This is a genomic window from Aurantimonas marina, assembly GCF_017183135.1.
Lineage (GTDB): Bacteria > Pseudomonadota > Alphaproteobacteria > Rhizobiales > Rhizobiaceae > Aurantimonas > Aurantimonas marina.
The window spans coordinates 88,591-104,976 of the sequence record NZ_JADDXW010000010.1; the positions used below are offsets into that span (position 1 = coordinate 88,591).

Genomic DNA, 16,386 nt, shown 5'->3' on the forward strand with positions numbered 1-16,386 from the left:
GCGTCTCAGTCCGCCATCGTCTCCTGCTCGATCTCCAACGCCGGCTTCGCCCGCCGCCGCTTGCGGAACGCGAAATAGACGGCGGCGAGAAGGAAGAACGCCGTCACCGTGTAGAGTCCGATCGAAATCCCGCTGCCGATGAGGATTGCCGGATCGCCGCCCGAGATCGACAGCGCCCGCCGCAGCATGCTTTCCATCTCGCCGCCGAGCAAAAGCCCGAGTACGACCGGGACCACGGAGATGTCGAGCTTGCGCAGGATGAAACCGAGGACGCCGAACCCGACCATGACGTGCAGGTCGAAGGTGGAGTGGCTGATCGAATAGATGCCGACGAAGGAAATCATCACCACGAACGGCATCAGCGCCCACATCGGGATCGACAGCATCCGGGTGAACAGGCCGACCAGCGGCAGATTGAGGATCAGCAGGAACACGTTCGCCATGAACAGCGCCGCGATCAGGCCCCAGACGATATCCGGCTGGTTCTGGAATAACAGCGGCCCCGGGGTGATATTGAGCGAGATCAGCAGCGCCAGCAGCACCGCCGTCGTGCCCGAGCCCGGCACGCCGAGCGCTAGCATCGGCACCAGCGCCCCGCCGGCGGCGGCATTGTTGCCGGCCTCGGGCGCCGCGACCCCGCGCGGATCGCCTTTGCCGAAGGTGTTGTTGCTGTTCGAATAGCGCTTTTCCAGCGTATAGGCGATGAACGAACCGAGCGAAGCACCCGCCCCCGGCAGGATGCCGGCGACGAAGCCGAGCCCCGAGCCGCGAAACATCGCGCCGAGCGCCTTGCGGATATCCGCCCAGCGGGCGAAGGCGCGTTTGACCGGGATTGCGCCGGCATGACCGCCAGCACCGTGTTCCAAAAGGATCAGCGCCTCGGAGATAGCGAAGAGGCCGACAATCGCGACGATCGCGTGAAAACCGTCATAAAGATGGAAGTTGTCGAAGGTGTAGCGCGGCACGCCGCTTTGTGGGTCGATCCCCACCGTTCCCAGCGCCAGGCCGATCCCAGCCGCCAGCAGCGTCTTGGCGGGATTGGCGCCGGTGATGCCGCCGATCGTGGCGAAGGCCATGACGTAGAGCGCGAAATATTCGGCCGGGCCGAAGCGGATGGCGAACTGGACCAGAAGCGGCGCAAACAGCACGAGGCCGATGGTCGAAGCCACCGCGCCGACGAAGGAGGCGATGCCGGAAATCGCCAGGGCTTCCGGTGCCTTGCCCTGCTGGGCCATCGGATAGCCGTCGAGACAGGTCATCATCGCCGGTTCGTCGCCGGGGATGTTCAGCATGATCGAAGAGATGCGGCCGCCATACATGCAGCCGTAATAGACACAGGCGAGCAGAATCAGCGCCGAGCCCGCCGGCAGTTGCAGCGAGAACGCCAGCGGGATCAGGATGGCGACGCCGTTGACCGGGCCGAGGCCGGGGAGCGCCCCGATGATCGTGCCGATGAAGCAACCGAACAGGGCGAGCCCGATATTCGTCGGGGTGAGGGCTGTGGCGAAGCCGTCGGCGAGAAAACCAAGAATTTCCACGTGATCTCCTTGGCACCGGTCAAGCGGTGACTAGCCGAACAGCGGTCCCATCGGCAGCGGCAGACCGAAAATGCCGTCGAACAGAAAGAACAGCCCGAAACCGATCACCAGTCCGGTGAGAACGGATTGCAACCAGCTTCCGCCGAGAATCCGGGCCAGAAAAACCGCCGCGACGCTTGTCGACAGCGGAAAGCCCGCCGGTTCGAGGACAAACGGATAGGCGATGAGGACCGCCAGCATGGCGAACTGGCCCCAGACATGGGGCCAGCGGAACCAGACCGGGTCGGGATCCGGCTTAACGATCAGAAAGGCGGCGAACAGACCGAGCGGCACGGCGACCATGCGGGGAAACAGGCTGGGACCGGCCGGATCGCCATAGGCTACGACATAGTCGCTGGCGGCGATCCAGTACCAGATCGCGAGGGCGAGCAGTAACGCCCCCGCAATCCGGTCGCTGAGACGAAGGCTCATGGCGGTCCTACTGGATGACACCGATAGCCTTCGAGATCTCGGCGGCCTTGTCCTTGGACTCGCGGACGAAGGCGTCGAATTCCTTACCGCCGCGCCAGATCGGGGTCAGGCCGGACTCGGTCGCCGCCGTCTGCCAGCCTTCCGAATCGTAGAGCGTCTTCATCTTCTCGACCCAGAAATCATAGGCGTCGTCGGGAACCCCGCCGCCCATGTAGAAGCCGCGCCAGTTGTAGCCGACCGCTTCGATGCCCTGCTCCTTGGCGGTGGCGATATCCGGATAGGCCGGAAGCCTGTCGTCGGACATGACCGCGAGCGCCTTGGCGTCGCCCGACTGGATGAAGCCGCCGATTTCACCGATGTCGGTGAGGACGACGCCAATATGGCCGCCGAGCAACTGGGTGACGGCGTCACCGCCGCCGGAGAACTCCACCCAACGGATGTCCTTCAGCTTGTCGGTCGGAACGCCCGCTTCCTGCGCCAGGATCAGGAACCGCAGATGGTCCCAGCCGCCGATCGAGGACGATCCGCCGACCACGATTCCGGCCGGGTCTTCCTTGACGGCGGCGAGCACGGCTTCCAGCGAGTCGTATTCGGAATCCTTGTTGACCAGCACCGTGCCGACATCTGCTCCGAGCATGCCTAGCCACCGCATCTGATCGATGCCGGCCGGGTACTTGTCCTGGGCGATCTGGGTGATGCCGACGGTCGACGTCGCCACGATCAGGTTCGGGTCGTCATTGCGCTTCGATGCTACATTGGCGAAGGCCACCGCGCCGACGGCGCCCGGCATGTTGGTGACCTGGACGGCACCCGGCACGAGACCCTCTTCCTGCAGAATCCGCCCGACCGTCCGGCAGGTGAAATCCCAGCCTCCGCCGGGATTGGCCGGCGCGATGCATTCGACATTCGACGGCTCGAACGCCGCCGCCGGCAAGGCGATCGACGCGACGGCCGCGGCCATCAACAAACGTTTCAAAAACATGACTTCCCTCCCTCAGGCGGCAGCTCTTGCGTCCCCCGCCATGTTGTCGGCTGCATGAGATCATGCCGTCAGCGGCATTTTTACTGCGGGCCTTCCTAGTGGATGACACCGAAGCAAACGACTGGTCAAGGCCGAAGTCGCAACCTTCTATGCTGCGTCGCACATAGAATTTATGCTGCGACGCGGGGCATCAATTGGAAATTTACTTTCCAGCGCACCTTCAGGTATGGAAACCGTCACACCACCGAAACAAAATAGGAGCGGGACGATGGCCGAAACCGGCAATGTGCTTCCCATGCCGGTGCGCGCGGGGAGCCGGGTTGAAATCTGCGAGGTGGGCCCGCGCGACGGCTTCCAGATCGAGAAACAATTCATCCCGACGCAACGCAAGATCGAAATCGTCAACAGTCTGATCGATGCCGGCTTGCGCAAGGTCCAGGTGACCTCCTTCGTCTCGCCCCGCGCCGTGCCACAACTCGCCGACGCTGCTGAGGTTCTGGCCGGGATCGAAAAGAAGCCAGGCGTGATCCTGACGGCGCTGGTGCCGAACGCCCGCGGCGCCGAGCGGGCGGCCGCGACGCAACTCGACATCATGGGCCTGTTCTGCTCGGCCTCCGAAGCGCACAGCCGCAAGAACGTCAACGCCTCTATCGACGAGACGCTGGCCCGCTTCCCGCCAGTGGTTGAGATCGCCAAAGCGGCCGGCAAGCGAGTCCAGGGAGGCGTTGCCACCGCCTTCGGCTGCCCCTTCGAGGGCGACGTGCCGCCGGAATCCGTCGTAAGGATCGCGCGCTTCTACCGTGATCTCGGCATCGTCGATCTTAATCTTGGCGACACGACCGGCATGGCAACGCCAACGACGGTCAAGGCGTTGCTGGCGGCCCTGCGGGAGGGCGTGCCGGAAATGAAAATCACGCTGCATTTCCACAACACGCGCGGCGTCGGCCTCGCCAACGTCATGGTCGGGCTCGCCGAGGGCGTCAACCGCTATGATTCCTCGATCGGCGGTCTTGGCGGCTGCCCCTTCGCGGCGGGGGCGACGGGCAATATCTGCACCGAGGATCTCGTCTATCTGCTCGAGGAAAGCGGTTATGAGACCGGCGTCGATCTCGAACGCCTGATCGATGTGGCCAAGCGAACCGAGACGATCCTTGGCCGCGAGTTGCCGGGCCAGGTGATCAAGGCCGGGCCGCGTCTGACCCGGCACGGCGTCGACGATGTCTCGACGGCGGCGGGTTGAGCGGCATGGAGCAGCCGCTCGCCGGCATTCGCGTCGTCGATCTGACGCGGATTCTTTCCGGCCCGTTCTGTTCGATGATCCTCGGCGATCTCGGCGCCGATGTCGTCAAGATCGAAACGCCTGGGACGGGCGATCACGTGCGCGGCCAGGGAGCCATCATCGACGGCATGTCTTGGTACTTTGCCAGCTTCAACCGCAACAAGCGCTCGATGACGCTCGACCTGAAGCGCGAGGAGGGAAAAGCCGTCCTGCGTAAACTCTTGGCCGAGGCCGACGTGCTGGTCGAGAATTTCCGGCCCGGCGTCCTCGCCGCGATGGGGCTCGACCGCGCCGGCCTCGACGCCATCAATCCGCGGCTCGTCGTCGGCTCGGTCAATGGCTACGGCACCACCGGCCCCTATAGCGAGCGGCCGGCCTTCGATTTTATCACCCAGGCGATGTCCGGCTTCATGGCGGTGAACGGGACGATGGAAAGCGGTCCGATCCGCGCCGCACCACCACTGACCGATCTCATCGCCGGTCTCTATACGGCGCTCGGCATCGTCGCGGCGTTGAGGACACGCGATCGCGACGGCCACGGCCAAGCGGTCGAATCGTCCATGATGAACGGCATGATCTCGATGATGGCCTATCTGTCGGCCGCCCAGCTCGCCACCGGCCAGACGCCGCCGCCGACCGGCAACGATCACCCGATCGCCTCGCCCTATGGGCTGTTCCAGGCGTCCGACGGTCCGGTGGCGGTCGCCGCGTCGACCACGCCGATCCTGCGCCGGTTCCTGGAGACGACCGGGCTGTTGGCGATGCTGGAGGATGAGCGCTTCGATACCAACGCCAAGCGGGTCGAACGCCGCGCCGAGGTCAATGCGATGATCGACGATGCCATGCGTCACGAAAGTCAAGCGGTCTGGATCGCGCGGCTGAACGCCGCTGGCGTTCCCTGCGGCCGGGTCCAGACGCTCGCGGAGGTGTTCGAGGACCCGCAGGTGCGGGATCAGGAGATGGTCCTCGACATCGATCATCCGGGCCACGGCACGGTTCGGATGACCGGCTTTCCGATCAAATTCTCCGACACGCCCTGCGTCATCCGCCATCCAGCGCCGGATCTCGGTGCCGACACCGACACGGTTCTTACCGAGGCGGGCTATTCGTCCGCCGAGATCGCGGCGTTACGGGACGACGGCGTGATCTGACCGCCGTGCAAATGAAAACGGCCGCGTGCCCTTTCGGACACGCGGCCGATTCACGTGAAACAACGGCTACCCTTTAGAGCAGGCCAGCTTCCTTGTAGTAGCGCTCGGCGCCGGGATGCAGCGCGACCGGCAGGTTCTTGGCCGCCTTGGCCGGATCGATGGACTTCGCCGCATTGTGGGCAGCGACCAGCTCCGGCAGGTTTTCGATCAGCTGCTTGGTCATCTGGTAGACCAGCTCCTCGTCGACGTCGCTCGATGTGACCAAGATATTGGTGATCGCCAGCGTCGGAACGGCTTCCGTCTGGCCATCATAGGTGCCGGCCGGAATTTCCGCTGCCTGGAATGGCGCGCCGAGCTTTTCGGCGATGTCGGCTGGAACCGCGACGACCGTGATTGGCAGCGACGAGGCGAGATCGCGGATCGAGGCGACACCGAGGCCGGCCGACTGAAGCGTCGCGTCGAGCTGGCGGTTCTTGATCAGCTCGACCGACTCGGCGAAGGGCAGATATTCGGTCTTGCCGAGATCCTCATAGCTCATGCCCGCGGCCGAGAAGATCGCCCGCGCGTTGAGTTCGGTACCCGAGGCCGGTGCGCCGACCGATAGCGCCTTGCCCTTCAGACCGGCCAGATCGGTGATGCCGGAATCCTTGGAGGCGACGATCTGGACGTAGTTGGGATAGATCGCGGCGATGGCGCGCAGCTTCTCGACCGGCTGCTGGAAGCCGGCGTCGGCGTTGCCTTCGGCGGCGGCCTTGACCGAGTCGCCGAGGGCGAAGGCGATCTCGCCGCGTCCCTGGGCGATCAGATTGATGTTCTCGACCGAGGCCTTGGTCGACTGGACCTGGGTCTTCACTCCCTCGATCTTGTCGCCATAAACCTTGGCCAGCGCGACACCGAGCGGATAGTAGACGCCGGACGTGCCGCCGGTGAGCACATTGATGAACTGCTGGGCCGAGGCCGCGGCCGGCGCCATGGCAAGGCCCGCGACGAGTGCCGAAGCGGCGAGACGGTTGAATAGCTTCATGAAGTGTCCTCCCAAAAAGGGCCACGGCGGCCCGATCGCCGATTTGTAACAGCCGGCGGCAAAACCTCAAGGGCAGTGCCATCCAGGGGCTTCGGCGCCGGGTAGCGCCGCCGCGCGTGGCGTGCCTGCGTCCTCCGCCGAATTGACTTCACGCGCGCCATGTCGGATGTCCTCCCGCAACGCAATATCGGAGAACCCGCATGTCCGACATGATCGACGTCCACGACCTCAAAGTTGCGACCATCCTGAAGACTTTCATCGACTCCGAAGCCTTGCCGGATACCGGGATCGCGCCGGATGTCTTCTGGAAAGGGACCTCGGACATCCTCAACGGGCTGGCGCCGCGCAACCGCGAGTTGCTGCGGGTCCGCGAGGACATGCAGGCCAGGATCGACGACTGGCACCGCGAGCGCCGCGGCAAGCCGATCGACATGAAGGAATACAAGGCGTTCCTGAGCGATCTCGGCTATCTTGTGCCGGAGGGTCCGGACTTTGTCATCGAGACCGACAATGTCGATCCGGAGATCGCGTTGATCCCCGGTCCGCAGCTCGTCGTGCCGCTGATGAACGCGCGCTACACGCTGAACGCGGCCAATGCCCGCTGGGCCTCGCTCTACGACGCGCTCTACGGTACCGACGCGATGGGCGACCTTCCCGAGGGCAAGGGCTACGACCGGGCGCGAGGAGCGCGCGTCGTCACCTGGGCGAAGAGCTTCCTCGACGGCTTGGCCCCGCTCGATCGCATCTCGCATATCGACGTGAAGGCCTATTCGGTCGAGGAGGGCACGCTCGCCGCCACCTTCAACGGTGGCAAGCAGGCGCGGCTGAAGAACCCGGGAGCCTTCGCCGGCTATCGCGGCGACGCGGCGGCGCCGACGGCCTTGCTGTTCAAGCATAACGGTCTGCATCTGGAAGTGACCATCGATGCGACCAGCCGCATCGGCAAGAACGACCCGGCGAACGTCGCCGACATGGTGATGGAATCGGCGATCACCACGATCTGCGACTGCGAGGATTCGATCGCCGCGGTCGACGCGGAGGACAAGACCGCCGTCTATCGCAACTGGCTCGGCCTGATGAAGGGCGACCTTGAGGACAGCTTCGAAAAGGGCGGCGAGACGGTGACGCGGCGGCTGAACCCGGATCGCGACTATGTCGGCGCCGACGGCGCGCCCCTCGCCCTGCCGGGCCGCTCGCTGCTCCTGATCCGCAATGTCGGCCACCTGATGACCAACCCGGCCATCCAGCTCAAGGACGGGAGCGAGGTGCCGGAGGGCATCATGGACGCGGTGATCACGGCGATGATCGCGATGCACGACCTCAAGAAGACCGGCGGCCTCCGCAATTCGCGTTCCGGCTCGATCTACATCGTCAAGCCGAAGATGCACGGACCGGACGAGGTCGCCTTCTCCGACGAGATCTTCGGCCGCGTCGAGGATCTTCTCGGCCTGCCTCGCTACACGTTGAAGATGGGCATCATGGACGAGGAGCGCCGCACCACGGTCAATCTCAAGGAGTGCATCCGCGCGGCCAAGCACCGGGTGTTCTTCATCAACACCGGCTTCCTCGATCGCACCGGCGACGAGATCCACACCTCGATGGAAGCCGGTCCGATGGTCCGCAAGACGGTGATGAAGGACCGCACCTGGATCAAGGCCTATGAGGACTGGAACGTCGATGTCGGCCTCGCCTGCGGCCTCACGGGCAAGGCGCAGATCGGCAAGGGCATGTGGGCGATGCCGGCCAGGATGCACGACATGCTGGCACAGAAGATCGGCCATCCCCAGGCCGGCGCCAACACTGCCTGGGTGCCGAGTCCGACAGCGGCAACGCTGCACGCGACGCATTATCACAAGGTCGACGTGCTCGCCTGGCAGCAGGCGATCGCCCAGAAGGGCCGGCGGGCGATCCTTTCCGACATCCTGACCATTCCGCTGGCCAACCGCGCCAACTGGCCGGAGGAGCAGGTGAAAGGCGAGGTCGAGAACAACGCGCAGGGCATCCTCGGCTATGTGGTGCGCTGGATCGATCAGGGCGTCGGCTGCTCGACCGTGCCCGACATCAACGATGTCGGCCTGATGGAGGACCGCGCCACCTGCCGGATTTCCTCCCAGCACATCGCCAACTGGCTGCATCACGGCGTCGTCTCCAGGGACGAGGTGATGGAAGCCATGAAGAAGATGGCCAGGAAGGTCGACGAGCAGAACGCCGGCGATCCGAACTACCAGCCGATGGCCGAAAATTTCGACGGCTCGATCGCCTTCAAGGCGGCCTGCGATCTGGTCTTCGAGGGACGTGAACAGCCCTCCGGCTATACCGAGCCGGTTCTGCATCGCCGCCGGCTGGAGAAGAAGGCGCGGACGGCGTCCTGACGCTTTCATCGCGACGTGACGGCGCGGGGCGCAAACTTGGCCGGCTCGACTGGGATGTTTGAATGGAAAAAAGGCCCGTCGCGCGGCGACGGGCCTTCGATCTTCGTTGGCAGCGCGATTACTGCTGCGACTTCATCTGCTTCTGCACTACCTGGGTCAGCGCCTGTGACGAGGAAGAAGCGTCGCAGGTAGCGCCTTCGTCGGTCTTCTTGTCCGACGCCAGGACGTTGGCCGTCACGTCACAGACATTTGCCGCGACGCCTACGGGCACTTCGACGGTCACCGGAATCTGCGAGACATCGACGTTCAAGTCCTGGGCGATCTGGCTGACGACCACGTCCCCCAGCGTGACATTGACGAGTCCCTCCGACTGACTGTTGTTGCCGCCGCCGCTATTGCTCTGGGCGAAGGCGGAGCCACCCATGGCGAGCGCGAAGGTGGCGGCGAGTGCTGTGGTCTTGAACATGGAAAGTTCCTTTTTCTCGAATCGAGTTGTCCCTGTCGCCACCTCTAACCCGCTGATAACGAGAGTGTTCCGGCGTCGGAGCATAAATATCACGGCGCCGTGATATGGCCCCCTTACGGACACCGACGCGGCGTATTTCCTTCACACATGCGGCCTCCGATCCTACTTGCGGACGGTCGACGCCGGAGCGTCCGAGATGGCCTTACCGGGACCAGGGTCGGCGATGCATCAACGGACCTCTCTCTGCCTCCAGCCGGAATGAAGCTCCAGCTGACGCGCATGAGAAAGCCGCCGGAGGCACGTCCCTCGAGCGGCTTCGCTGGATGGAATTTAACGGGAGCGGCACGCGCTCCGCCCAGAACTACCGGCGGGTTCGCGGCTTGGCGGCGGCACTGGCGGCCCGGCGAGCACGGCGATTGAGACGCGCCGTCGTCGTCGGAGCGTCCGAATTGGCCGCCGGCTGCACCGGCTCGCTCTTTCGCGATGTGGAAACGCGTTGAGCCGCGGTCTTGGTCGCGGCCGGCTTCACCGCCGCAGCGGACTTGCCCGACTCGCCTCCACTCTTCTTCGCCGCCTCCTGCTGGAGCTTCGGCTCGGCGTTGGAAGCGGCCTTTTTCGGCTCGGCATCCGCGGACTTGGCCGACGGCGCCGCGACGGCGCGCTTGGCCGGCGCCGATTCCGCGAACAGGTTCGGCGCCGCATCGTTCGCCGCACGTCTGGCCTTGGCTTTACGCGCTTTCGGCTTGTCGCTTTTCGGTTGAGCGACCCGGGTCGGCTCGGCGACGGGCTTGGCTTTGCCACGTTTCGCCGGAGCGGCCTTGGCTTTCAATGCCGTGCTCTTCGCGCCGTTGGCGGAAGCAGCCCCGCTTTTGGCCTTCGGGGTCTTTGCGGTGCTGACCTTGGCTTTCGTCGCGGGCTCCGTCGCCGCAAGCGCTGCATCGGCGGCGGCCAGCTTGGCGACCTCGGCCTCTCCGACGATAGCCTTGCCGAGCTTTTCGGCCTTTGCCTCCCGCTCGGCGACGGCGCCCTCGCGCCGCGGCGCCACATCCTTGTGCGGCTGGGTCGCGTTGGCGTGGGTGGTCCCGTGTGTCAGGGCGAAGTCGACGATGCGCGGGCAAATCTCGGCGCGGAAGCGTGAGCCGTTGAAGACGCCGTAATGACCGACCTTCGGCTGCACGTAGTGGACGCGCATGTCGGCCGGGATGTTCGAGCAGAGCCGCTGCGCCGCCTCGGTCTGGCCGACGCCGGAGATGTCGTCGTTCTCGCCCTCCACGGTCAAGAGCGCCGTGCGCCTGATCTTGGTCAGGTCGATCCGCTTGCCGCGATGCATCATCTCGCCTTTCGGCAGCGAGTGCTTGATGAACACCTCCTCGACGGTCTGGAGATAGAACTCGGCGGTCAGATCCATCACCGCGTTGTATTCGTCGTAGAACTCGCGGTGCTTGTCGGCCGAGTCGCCGTCATCCTTCACCATATGCCAGAAGAATTCCTTGTGCGCCGTCATGTGCCGATCGAGGTTCATCGACATGAAGCCGGTCAGCTGCAGGAAGCCGGGATAGACCGGCCGCATGAAGCCCGGCTGCGGGAAGGGCACGGTCATGATGACGTTGTCGCGGAACCAGTCGATGCCCTTTTCCTCGGCCATCTGGTTGACCGCCGTGGGATTGACCCTTGTGTCGATCGGACCGCCCATCAGCGTCATCGTCGCGGGCGTGCAATCGTCCTCGTCCGCTTCCATCAGTGCCACCGCCATCATCACCGGGACGGCCGGCTGGCAGACGCCGATGATGTGGGTGTCAGGTCCAAGGAACTGGAGCATCTCGATGAGATAGTCGACATAGTCGTCGAGGTCGAAGCGACCGTCGGTCACCGGCACCTTGCGGGCGTCGGTCCAGTCGGTGATGTAGACCTCGCCATAGGGAAGCAGCGCTTCCACCGTGCCGCGCAGCAGCGTGGCGTAATGGCCGGACATCGGCGCGACCAGAAGAAACCGCGGGTCCGGTCCGTGCCGCTTGGGCAGTTCCCGGTCGAAATGCAGCATTCGGCCGAAGGGCTTCTCCCAGACCACCCGGTCCTGGACGGGAACCCGCTGGCCGGCGACGAAGGTCTCCTCGATACCGAATTCCGGTTTGCCGTAGACCCGCGTGGTCCGCTCGAACAGCTCGGCCGCCGCCGCGATGGAGCGCCCGGCCGTGGTCTGCGACAGCGGATTGAGCGGGTTCTGGTAGAACAGCCGGGTGACGTCGGCCATGGCCCGAAGCGGAGTGAGCGCCGCGTGATTCCATTCGTAAAAGTGGTACAACATCAACTCCCGCCATGCCTTCCGATTGAATCTAGCAGAATTTGCTGCAACGCACAAATTTAGGGACGTTGCGAGGATTTTTCCAGCTGATTCGCTTCATGAGAGCCATTTGACCCATATCATCGGGGTGTCGAGATCACCGACCTCGCTCGCTCCGGTCGCCTTCCGATGCGGCAGTCTATCCTCAAGTTCCTTACGCGAGACCGTCACGAATCCGTCACGTTCATTGGACGCCGCATTGCGGGGGTTGTCGACAGTAGCAGGTATGCCAACCGTCAAAAGGCCGAACCAGCGTGCCCTTTGGGTCACAGCCGCGATCAGCGCCTCGCCGACAGGGGCGGCCGGCGGCGTTGCAATACAGTGCTCCACAAGCAGGCAGACGTCGCCGTGCTCCCGCGCGGCGGCAAAACCGACCGGTCGGCCGTCGCGCTTGGACGCGAGGACGAAAATCTCATGCGACAATAAGAAGCGGATGAATTCCGGCAACGCCGGCGCCGCCGGCCGTGCCTTGCGCCGGATCGCCAGCAAGGCCTCGGCCTCGCCGGGCTCCATCATCCGAATGCGGTAGCCTTTCGGCGCCAGACTCTTGAAAGCCTTACGGCCAGGCTTCTTCGCCATCGCGACACCATGCGGTGGGCGGCGGCTTGGCAAACCACCCACCTGTTCTCATGCCCAAGGGCGCTTCGCGCATCGCATCGCCTGCGGATCGGCGCCCTTGTATCAATGCGATCCGCTACCCCTCATAGCCCCCGACGATGATCATGTCGGCATCGGCATAGCGCTGCCGGATCTCCTTGGCCTTCTGGTATTGGTCGCTGTGGTAGCAGGCCTTGGCGGTCTCGACGCTGTCGAACTCGATGACGACGTTGCGGCCGCGCGCGGTTCCTTCCAGCGCCTCGAACTCGCCGCCACGGGCGAGAAACTTTGCGCCATATTCGCGGAATGCCGGCGCGGCGGTCTCGACATAGCCCTTGTATCCCTCGGGGTCGCGCACGTCGACGCGTGCGATCCAGTAACCTTTAGCCATGCGTCCTTGCTCCCATTCAGCGCCTGGCCCCTCCGGTCGGCGCTTTGCTGCAATGCGTCCCTACGCTGTGGAGGCGAGCGCCGCCGCCATCTCGTCGAGGATTCCCGTCGCGGCCTGGCGCGGGTTCCCGGCCGCGACGATCGGCCGGGCGACGACGAGATGCGATGCCCCTGATCCAAGCGCGTCGGCCGGTGTCGACACCCGTTTCTGATCGCCGGCGGGCGCCCCGGCCGGCCGGATGCCAGGCGTGACGATCGCCATCTCAGACCCGATCAGCGCGCGCATCGGCGCCGCCTCGTGCGCTGCCGAGACAATCCCGCTCATGCCGATGTCGCGTGCCTGCTCCGCCCGCATCCGCACCAGATCCGAAACACCATGGGCATAGCCGGCCGCCTTCAGATCGCCGTCGTCGAGCGAGGTCAGCACCGTGACGCCGAGCAGCGACAGCTCCGAACCTTTGGCGGCGTCGACGGCGGCCCGCATGGCGTGCGGATAGGCGTGGATGGTCAGCATCGACGCGCCGAGCGCAAGCGCGCTGTCGACGCCCTTGGCGACCGTGTTGGGAATGTCGAGGAGCTTCAGGTCGAGGAACACCCGCTTGCCGGCATTCGCAAGCTCCGTGACCAGCGGCAGCCCGCCCGCATAGGCGAGTTGATAGCCGATCTTGTACCAGGACACGGCATCGCCGAGCGTCTCGACGATCGTCTCTGCCTCGGCGCGGGTCGACACGTCGAGCCCGACGATCAGCCTGTCGCGCGCGGCGTTGCCGGCGTTCGCGTCGCTCAATGGGCTTCCTCCCAATTGTCGGCGGCCTTGGCCTCGACCTCGATCGGCACGGTGAGTTCGACGCGCGGCAGCGCCGCCCCTTCCATCACCTGCTTGATCACCGGCAGGCTTGCCTCGACCTCCTCCTCGTCAACCTCGAAGATCAGTTCGTCATGCACCTGCAACAGCATCTGCGCCGACAGGCCGGCGGCGGCGAGCGCCGGCTCCATGCGGATCATGGCGCGGCGGATGATGTCGGCGGCGGTGCCCTGGATCGGCGCGTTGATCGCGGCGCGCTCGCTGAAGGCGCGTACCGACGGATTCGGCCCCCTGATGTCGGGATAATGCGCCCGCCGGCCGAACAGCGTCTCGACGTAGCCATGTTCTTTCGCAAAGGATTTCGTCGCATCCATGTAGTCACGAATGCCCGGAAAGCGCTCGAAATAGCGCTTGATGTAGAGCCCGGCCTCCTCGCGCGGGATCGACAGCTGGTTGGCGAGGCCGAAGGCCGAGATGCCGTAGATGATGCCGAAATTGATCGCCTTGGCCCGGCGTCGCACGTCGGCGGGCATGCCCTCCACCGGCACGCCGAACATTTCCGATGCCGTCATCGCGTGGATGTCGTGCCCCTCGCGAAACGCCTCCTTGAGCTGCGGAATGTCGGCGATATGGGCGAGGATACGCAGTTCGATCTGGCTGTAATCGGCCGAAACCAGCTTCTTGCCCTTGGGCGCGACGAAGGCGGTGCGGATCGCCCGGCCCTCCTCGGTTCGCACCGGGATGTTCTGCAAATTCGGCTCGGAGGAGGAGAGCCGCCCCGTCGTCGTCGAGGCCATGGCGTAGGAGGTGTGGATCCGGCCTTCAGCGTCCATGTGAGCGGGAAGCGTGTCGGTATAGGTGCCCTTCAGCTTGCTGAGCTGGCGCCAGTCGACGATGCGGCGGGGCAGCTCATGTCCCTCGGCCGCCAGATCCTCCAGCACCCGCGCGTCGGTCGACCACTGACCGCTCTTGGTCTTCTTGCCACCCGGCAGGCTCAGTTTGCCGAACAGTATTTCACCGAGCTGCTTGGGCGAACCCGGATTGAACGCCTCGCCGGCGATCTCGGCGATCTCGGCTTCTAGCCCCGCCTGCTTCTGGGCGAAACGGCCCGATAGACGCGACAGGATCTGCCGGTCGGTCTTGATGCCACGCTGTTCCATGCGCGCCAGCACCGGCACTAGCGGCCGTTCCAGCCGCGCATAGACCGAGGCGAGCCCCTCGGCGACGAGGCGCGGCTTCAAAACCTGCCACAGGCGCAGCGTCACGTCGGCGTCCTCGGCCGCGTATTCGGTGACCTTGTCGATCGGGCAGGCGGCGATCGCCTTCACGCCTTTGCCGGAACCACAGAGTTCCTTGTAGGAGACCGGCTTGTGGCCAAGGAAGCGCTCCGACAATTCGTCCATGCCGTGCCCGTCGAGCGAGGCCGAGGCATCGAGGGCATAGGAGATCAGCATGGTGTCGTCGAAGGATTGAACGGTGATTCCGTGCTGGAGCAGGACGAGGTAATCATATTTGAAGTTCTGGCCGATCTTCAGGATCGACGCGTCCTCGAGCACCGGTTTGAGGATCGCCAGCGCCTCATCCAGGGAGAGCTGCGGACCGATCTCGTCCTCCTCCGACTTGTCCGACAGAAGATCCGCCGCGCCGGCGGGCGAGACATGGCCGAGCGGCAGATAGGCGGCGCGGCCCGGACGGGTGGCGAAGGAGACGCCGACGAGGTCGCAATTCATCGCCGACAGCGAACTGGTCTCGGTATCGAAGGCGAGAATGCCGGCCTCGCGCGCTTCCGCCATCCAGGCTTGCAGCGTCGCGGCATCGCGGATCGTGACATAGGCCGAGCGGTCGAACACGGCCGTTGCCGCCGCCTTGCGACTCTCGACAAGCCCGGCCGGCGTGAAGGGCAGCAGCGTCTCGCCGTGGCCATGCGGCTCGGCGGGCGCGGCGGGGTCGAGGTCAGGCCCGCGGGCGGGGCCTTCGACGGTGATGTCGGCGGTTTCCACCTCGGCGGCGTTGGTGTCGAGCCGGGCGGCGACGCGCCGGGTCAACGTGGTGAACTCCATCGCCTTGAGGAATGAAATCAGCTTCTCGCCGTCCGGCTCGTGGATGAACAGATCGTCGAGCGGGGTGTCGAGCGGCGTCGCGCAGTCGAGCGTCACCAACTGCCGCGACAGCCGCGCCTGCTCGGCGAAGGCGATCAGGTTCTCGCGCCGCTTGGTCTGCTTGATTTCCGGCGCGCGGGCGAGCAACGTTTCGAGGTCGCCATATTCATCGAGCAATTGCGCCGCCGTCTTCGGGCCGATGCCCGGCACGCCCGGCACGTTGTCGGAGGTATCGCCGACCAAAGCCTGCAGCTCGATCATCTTGTCGGGATAGACGCCGAACTTCTCCTTCACCTCCTCCGGCCCGAGCCGCTTGTCCTTCATCTGGTCGTAGAGGATGACGCACGGCCCGACGAGCTGCATCAGGTCCTTGTCGGACGACACGATGGTGACGTCACCGCCCGCTTCCAGCGCGTGGCGGGTATAGGTCGCGATCAGGTCGTCGGCCTCAAAACCCTGCTTTTCGATGCAGGGCAGGTCGAAGGCCCGCACCGCCTCCCGGATCAGCGAGAACTGCGGCACAAGGTCTTCCGGCGGCGCCTCGCGATTGGCCTTGTACTGGTCGTAGAGTTCGTTGCGGAAGGTGGTGGAGGAATGGTCGAAGATCACTGCGAAATGCGTCGGCGCGACGCCCACGGACGTGTCGCGCGATTCCTCCACCAGCTTCCACAGCATGTTGCAGAAGCCGGAGACCGCGCCGACCGGCAGGCCGTCGGATTTGCGGGTCAGCGGCGGCAGCGCGTGATAGGCCCGGAAGATGTAGGCCGAGCCGTCGACGAGGAAGAGATGATCGCCTTTTTGCATGCGCCGGAGATAGCTTGGCGCCCGCCCCAAGTCCATCGCTCAGGCGCCGGGGCGTGCGTTGGGAGCG

The 16,386-nt window shown here is 64.9% G+C and carries 12 protein-coding genes and 1 pseudogene; 3 read left to right on the forward strand and 10 right to left on the reverse strand.

Annotated elements, in window-relative coordinates; genetic code table 11:
• Positions 1–5 precede the first annotated feature (5 nt).
• Genes ING15_RS12665 through ING15_RS12675 form a run of 3 tightly spaced genes read right to left on the reverse strand, consistent with a single transcriptional unit; the run spans position 6 to position 2,991 of the window.
• On the reverse strand, positions 6–1,538 hold the full coding sequence (locus ING15_RS12665; RefSeq protein ID WP_206455187.1) for a tripartite tricarboxylate transporter permease: 1,533 nt from the start codon (positions 1,536–1,538) through the stop codon (positions 6–8).
• Positions 1,539–1,568: 30 nt separating this feature from the next.
• Positions 1,569–2,009 carry a tripartite tricarboxylate transporter TctB family protein gene (locus ING15_RS12670; protein ID WP_206455188.1) on the reverse strand — a complete coding sequence of 147 codons (441 nt, stop codon included), beginning with the start codon at positions 2,007–2,009 and terminating at the stop codon, positions 1,569–1,571.
• Positions 2,010–2,016: 7 nt separating this feature from the next.
• Entirely contained in the window at positions 2,017–2,991 is a 975-nt protein-coding gene (locus ING15_RS12675; RefSeq protein ID WP_206455189.1) for a Bug family tripartite tricarboxylate transporter substrate binding protein, read from the reverse strand.
• 268 nt (positions 2,992–3,259) lie between these two features.
• Here ING15_RS12675 and ING15_RS12680 point away from each other — a divergent pair, with 268 nt between their 5' ends.
• The gene (locus ING15_RS12680) at positions 3,260–4,231 is read left to right on the forward strand and encodes a hydroxymethylglutaryl-CoA lyase (RefSeq protein WP_232845739.1); all 972 of its coding nucleotides are present in this window, start codon (positions 3,260–3,262) and stop codon (positions 4,229–4,231) included.
• A 5-nt stretch (positions 4,232–4,236) separates the two neighbouring features.
• Positions 4,237–5,421, forward strand: a complete 1,185-nt coding sequence (locus ING15_RS12685) for a CaiB/BaiF CoA transferase family protein (RefSeq protein WP_206455254.1) — start codon at positions 4,237–4,239, stop codon at positions 5,419–5,421.
• A gap of 73 nt (positions 5,422–5,494) precedes the next feature.
• On the opposite strand, the gene ING15_RS12690 is transcribed toward ING15_RS12685, so the two are convergent.
• Entirely contained in the window at positions 5,495–6,445 is a 951-nt protein-coding gene (locus ING15_RS12690; protein ID WP_206455191.1) for a TAXI family TRAP transporter solute-binding subunit, read from the reverse strand.
• Between the two features lie 200 nt (positions 6,446–6,645).
• Between ING15_RS12690 and ING15_RS12695 the strand changes: the two genes are divergently transcribed.
• On the forward strand, positions 6,646–8,817 hold the full coding sequence (locus ING15_RS12695) for a malate synthase G (RefSeq protein ID WP_206455192.1): 2,172 nt from the start codon (positions 6,646–6,648) through the stop codon (positions 8,815–8,817).
• A gap of 118 nt (positions 8,818–8,935) precedes the next feature.
• Here ING15_RS12695 and ING15_RS12700 read toward each other — a convergent pair whose 3' ends face one another.
• The 6 genes and pseudogenes from ING15_RS12700 to polA form a co-directional block, all read right to left on the reverse strand.
• Positions 8,936–9,283: a hypothetical protein gene (locus ING15_RS12700; protein WP_206455193.1), complete on the reverse strand. Its 348-nt coding sequence runs from the start codon at positions 9,281–9,283 to the stop codon at positions 8,936–8,938.
• 1,084 nt (positions 9,284–10,367) lie between these two features.
• A pseudogene (locus ING15_RS19860) lies at positions 10,368–11,588 on the reverse strand (polyhydroxyalkanoate depolymerase); the annotation flags it as partial.
• A gap of 93 nt (positions 11,589–11,681) precedes the next feature.
• Positions 11,682–12,203: a GNAT family N-acetyltransferase gene (locus ING15_RS12710; protein ID WP_206455195.1), complete on the reverse strand. Its 522-nt coding sequence runs from the start codon at positions 12,201–12,203 to the stop codon at positions 11,682–11,684.
• A 115-nt stretch (positions 12,204–12,318) separates the two neighbouring features.
• Complete coding sequence (locus tag ING15_RS12715) at positions 12,319–12,612, reverse strand: DUF1330 domain-containing protein (RefSeq protein WP_206455196.1); 294 nt, start codon at positions 12,610–12,612, stop codon at positions 12,319–12,321.
• Positions 12,613–12,672: 60 nt separating this feature from the next.
• Positions 12,673–13,398, reverse strand: coding sequence for an orotidine-5'-phosphate decarboxylase (gene pyrF, locus ING15_RS12720; RefSeq protein ID WP_206455197.1), 726 nt, complete (start codon positions 13,396–13,398; stop codon positions 12,673–12,675).
• Positions 13,395–16,319 (reverse strand): DNA polymerase I, encoded by a 2,925-nt coding sequence (gene polA, locus ING15_RS12725; RefSeq protein ID WP_206455198.1) that lies wholly within the window; start codon positions 16,317–16,319, stop codon positions 13,395–13,397. Before polA ends, pyrF begins: the two co-directional genes overlap by 4 nt.
• Positions 16,320–16,386 lie beyond the last annotated feature (67 nt).

What these genes read in the sequence shown, in the direction of transcription:
- ING15_RS12670 (WP_206455188.1), bottom strand. Translation starts at nt 2,009, where the DNA reads ATGAGCCTTCGTCTCAGCGACCGGATTGCGGGGGCGTTACTGCTCGCC.
- ING15_RS12675 (WP_206455189.1), bottom strand. Translation starts at nt 2,991, where the DNA reads ATGTTTTTGAAACGTTTGTTGATGGCCGCGGCCGTCGCGTCGATCGCC.
- ING15_RS12680 (WP_232845739.1), top strand. Translation starts at nt 3,260, where the DNA reads ATGGCCGAAACCGGCAATGTGCTTCCCATGCCGGTGCGCGCGGGGAGC.
- ING15_RS12685 (WP_206455254.1), top strand. Translation starts at nt 4,237, where the DNA reads ATGGAGCAGCCGCTCGCCGGCATTCGCGTCGTCGATCTGACGCGGATT.
- ING15_RS12690 (WP_206455191.1), bottom strand. Translation starts at nt 6,445, where the DNA reads ATGAAGCTATTCAACCGTCTCGCCGCTTCGGCACTCGTCGCGGGCCTT.
- ING15_RS12695 (WP_206455192.1), top strand. Translation starts at nt 6,646, where the DNA reads ATGTCCGACATGATCGACGTCCACGACCTCAAAGTTGCGACCATCCTG.
- ING15_RS12700 (WP_206455193.1), bottom strand. Translation starts at nt 9,283, where the DNA reads ATGTTCAAGACCACAGCACTCGCCGCCACCTTCGCGCTCGCCATGGGT.
- ING15_RS12710 (WP_206455195.1), bottom strand. Translation starts at nt 12,203, where the DNA reads ATGGCGAAGAAGCCTGGCCGTAAGGCTTTCAAGAGTCTGGCGCCGAAA.
- ING15_RS12715 (WP_206455196.1), bottom strand. Translation starts at nt 12,612, where the DNA reads ATGGCTAAAGGTTACTGGATCGCACGCGTCGACGTGCGCGACCCCGAG.
- polA (WP_206455198.1), bottom strand. Translation starts at nt 16,319, where the DNA reads ATGCAAAAAGGCGATCATCTCTTCCTCGTCGACGGCTCGGCCTACATC.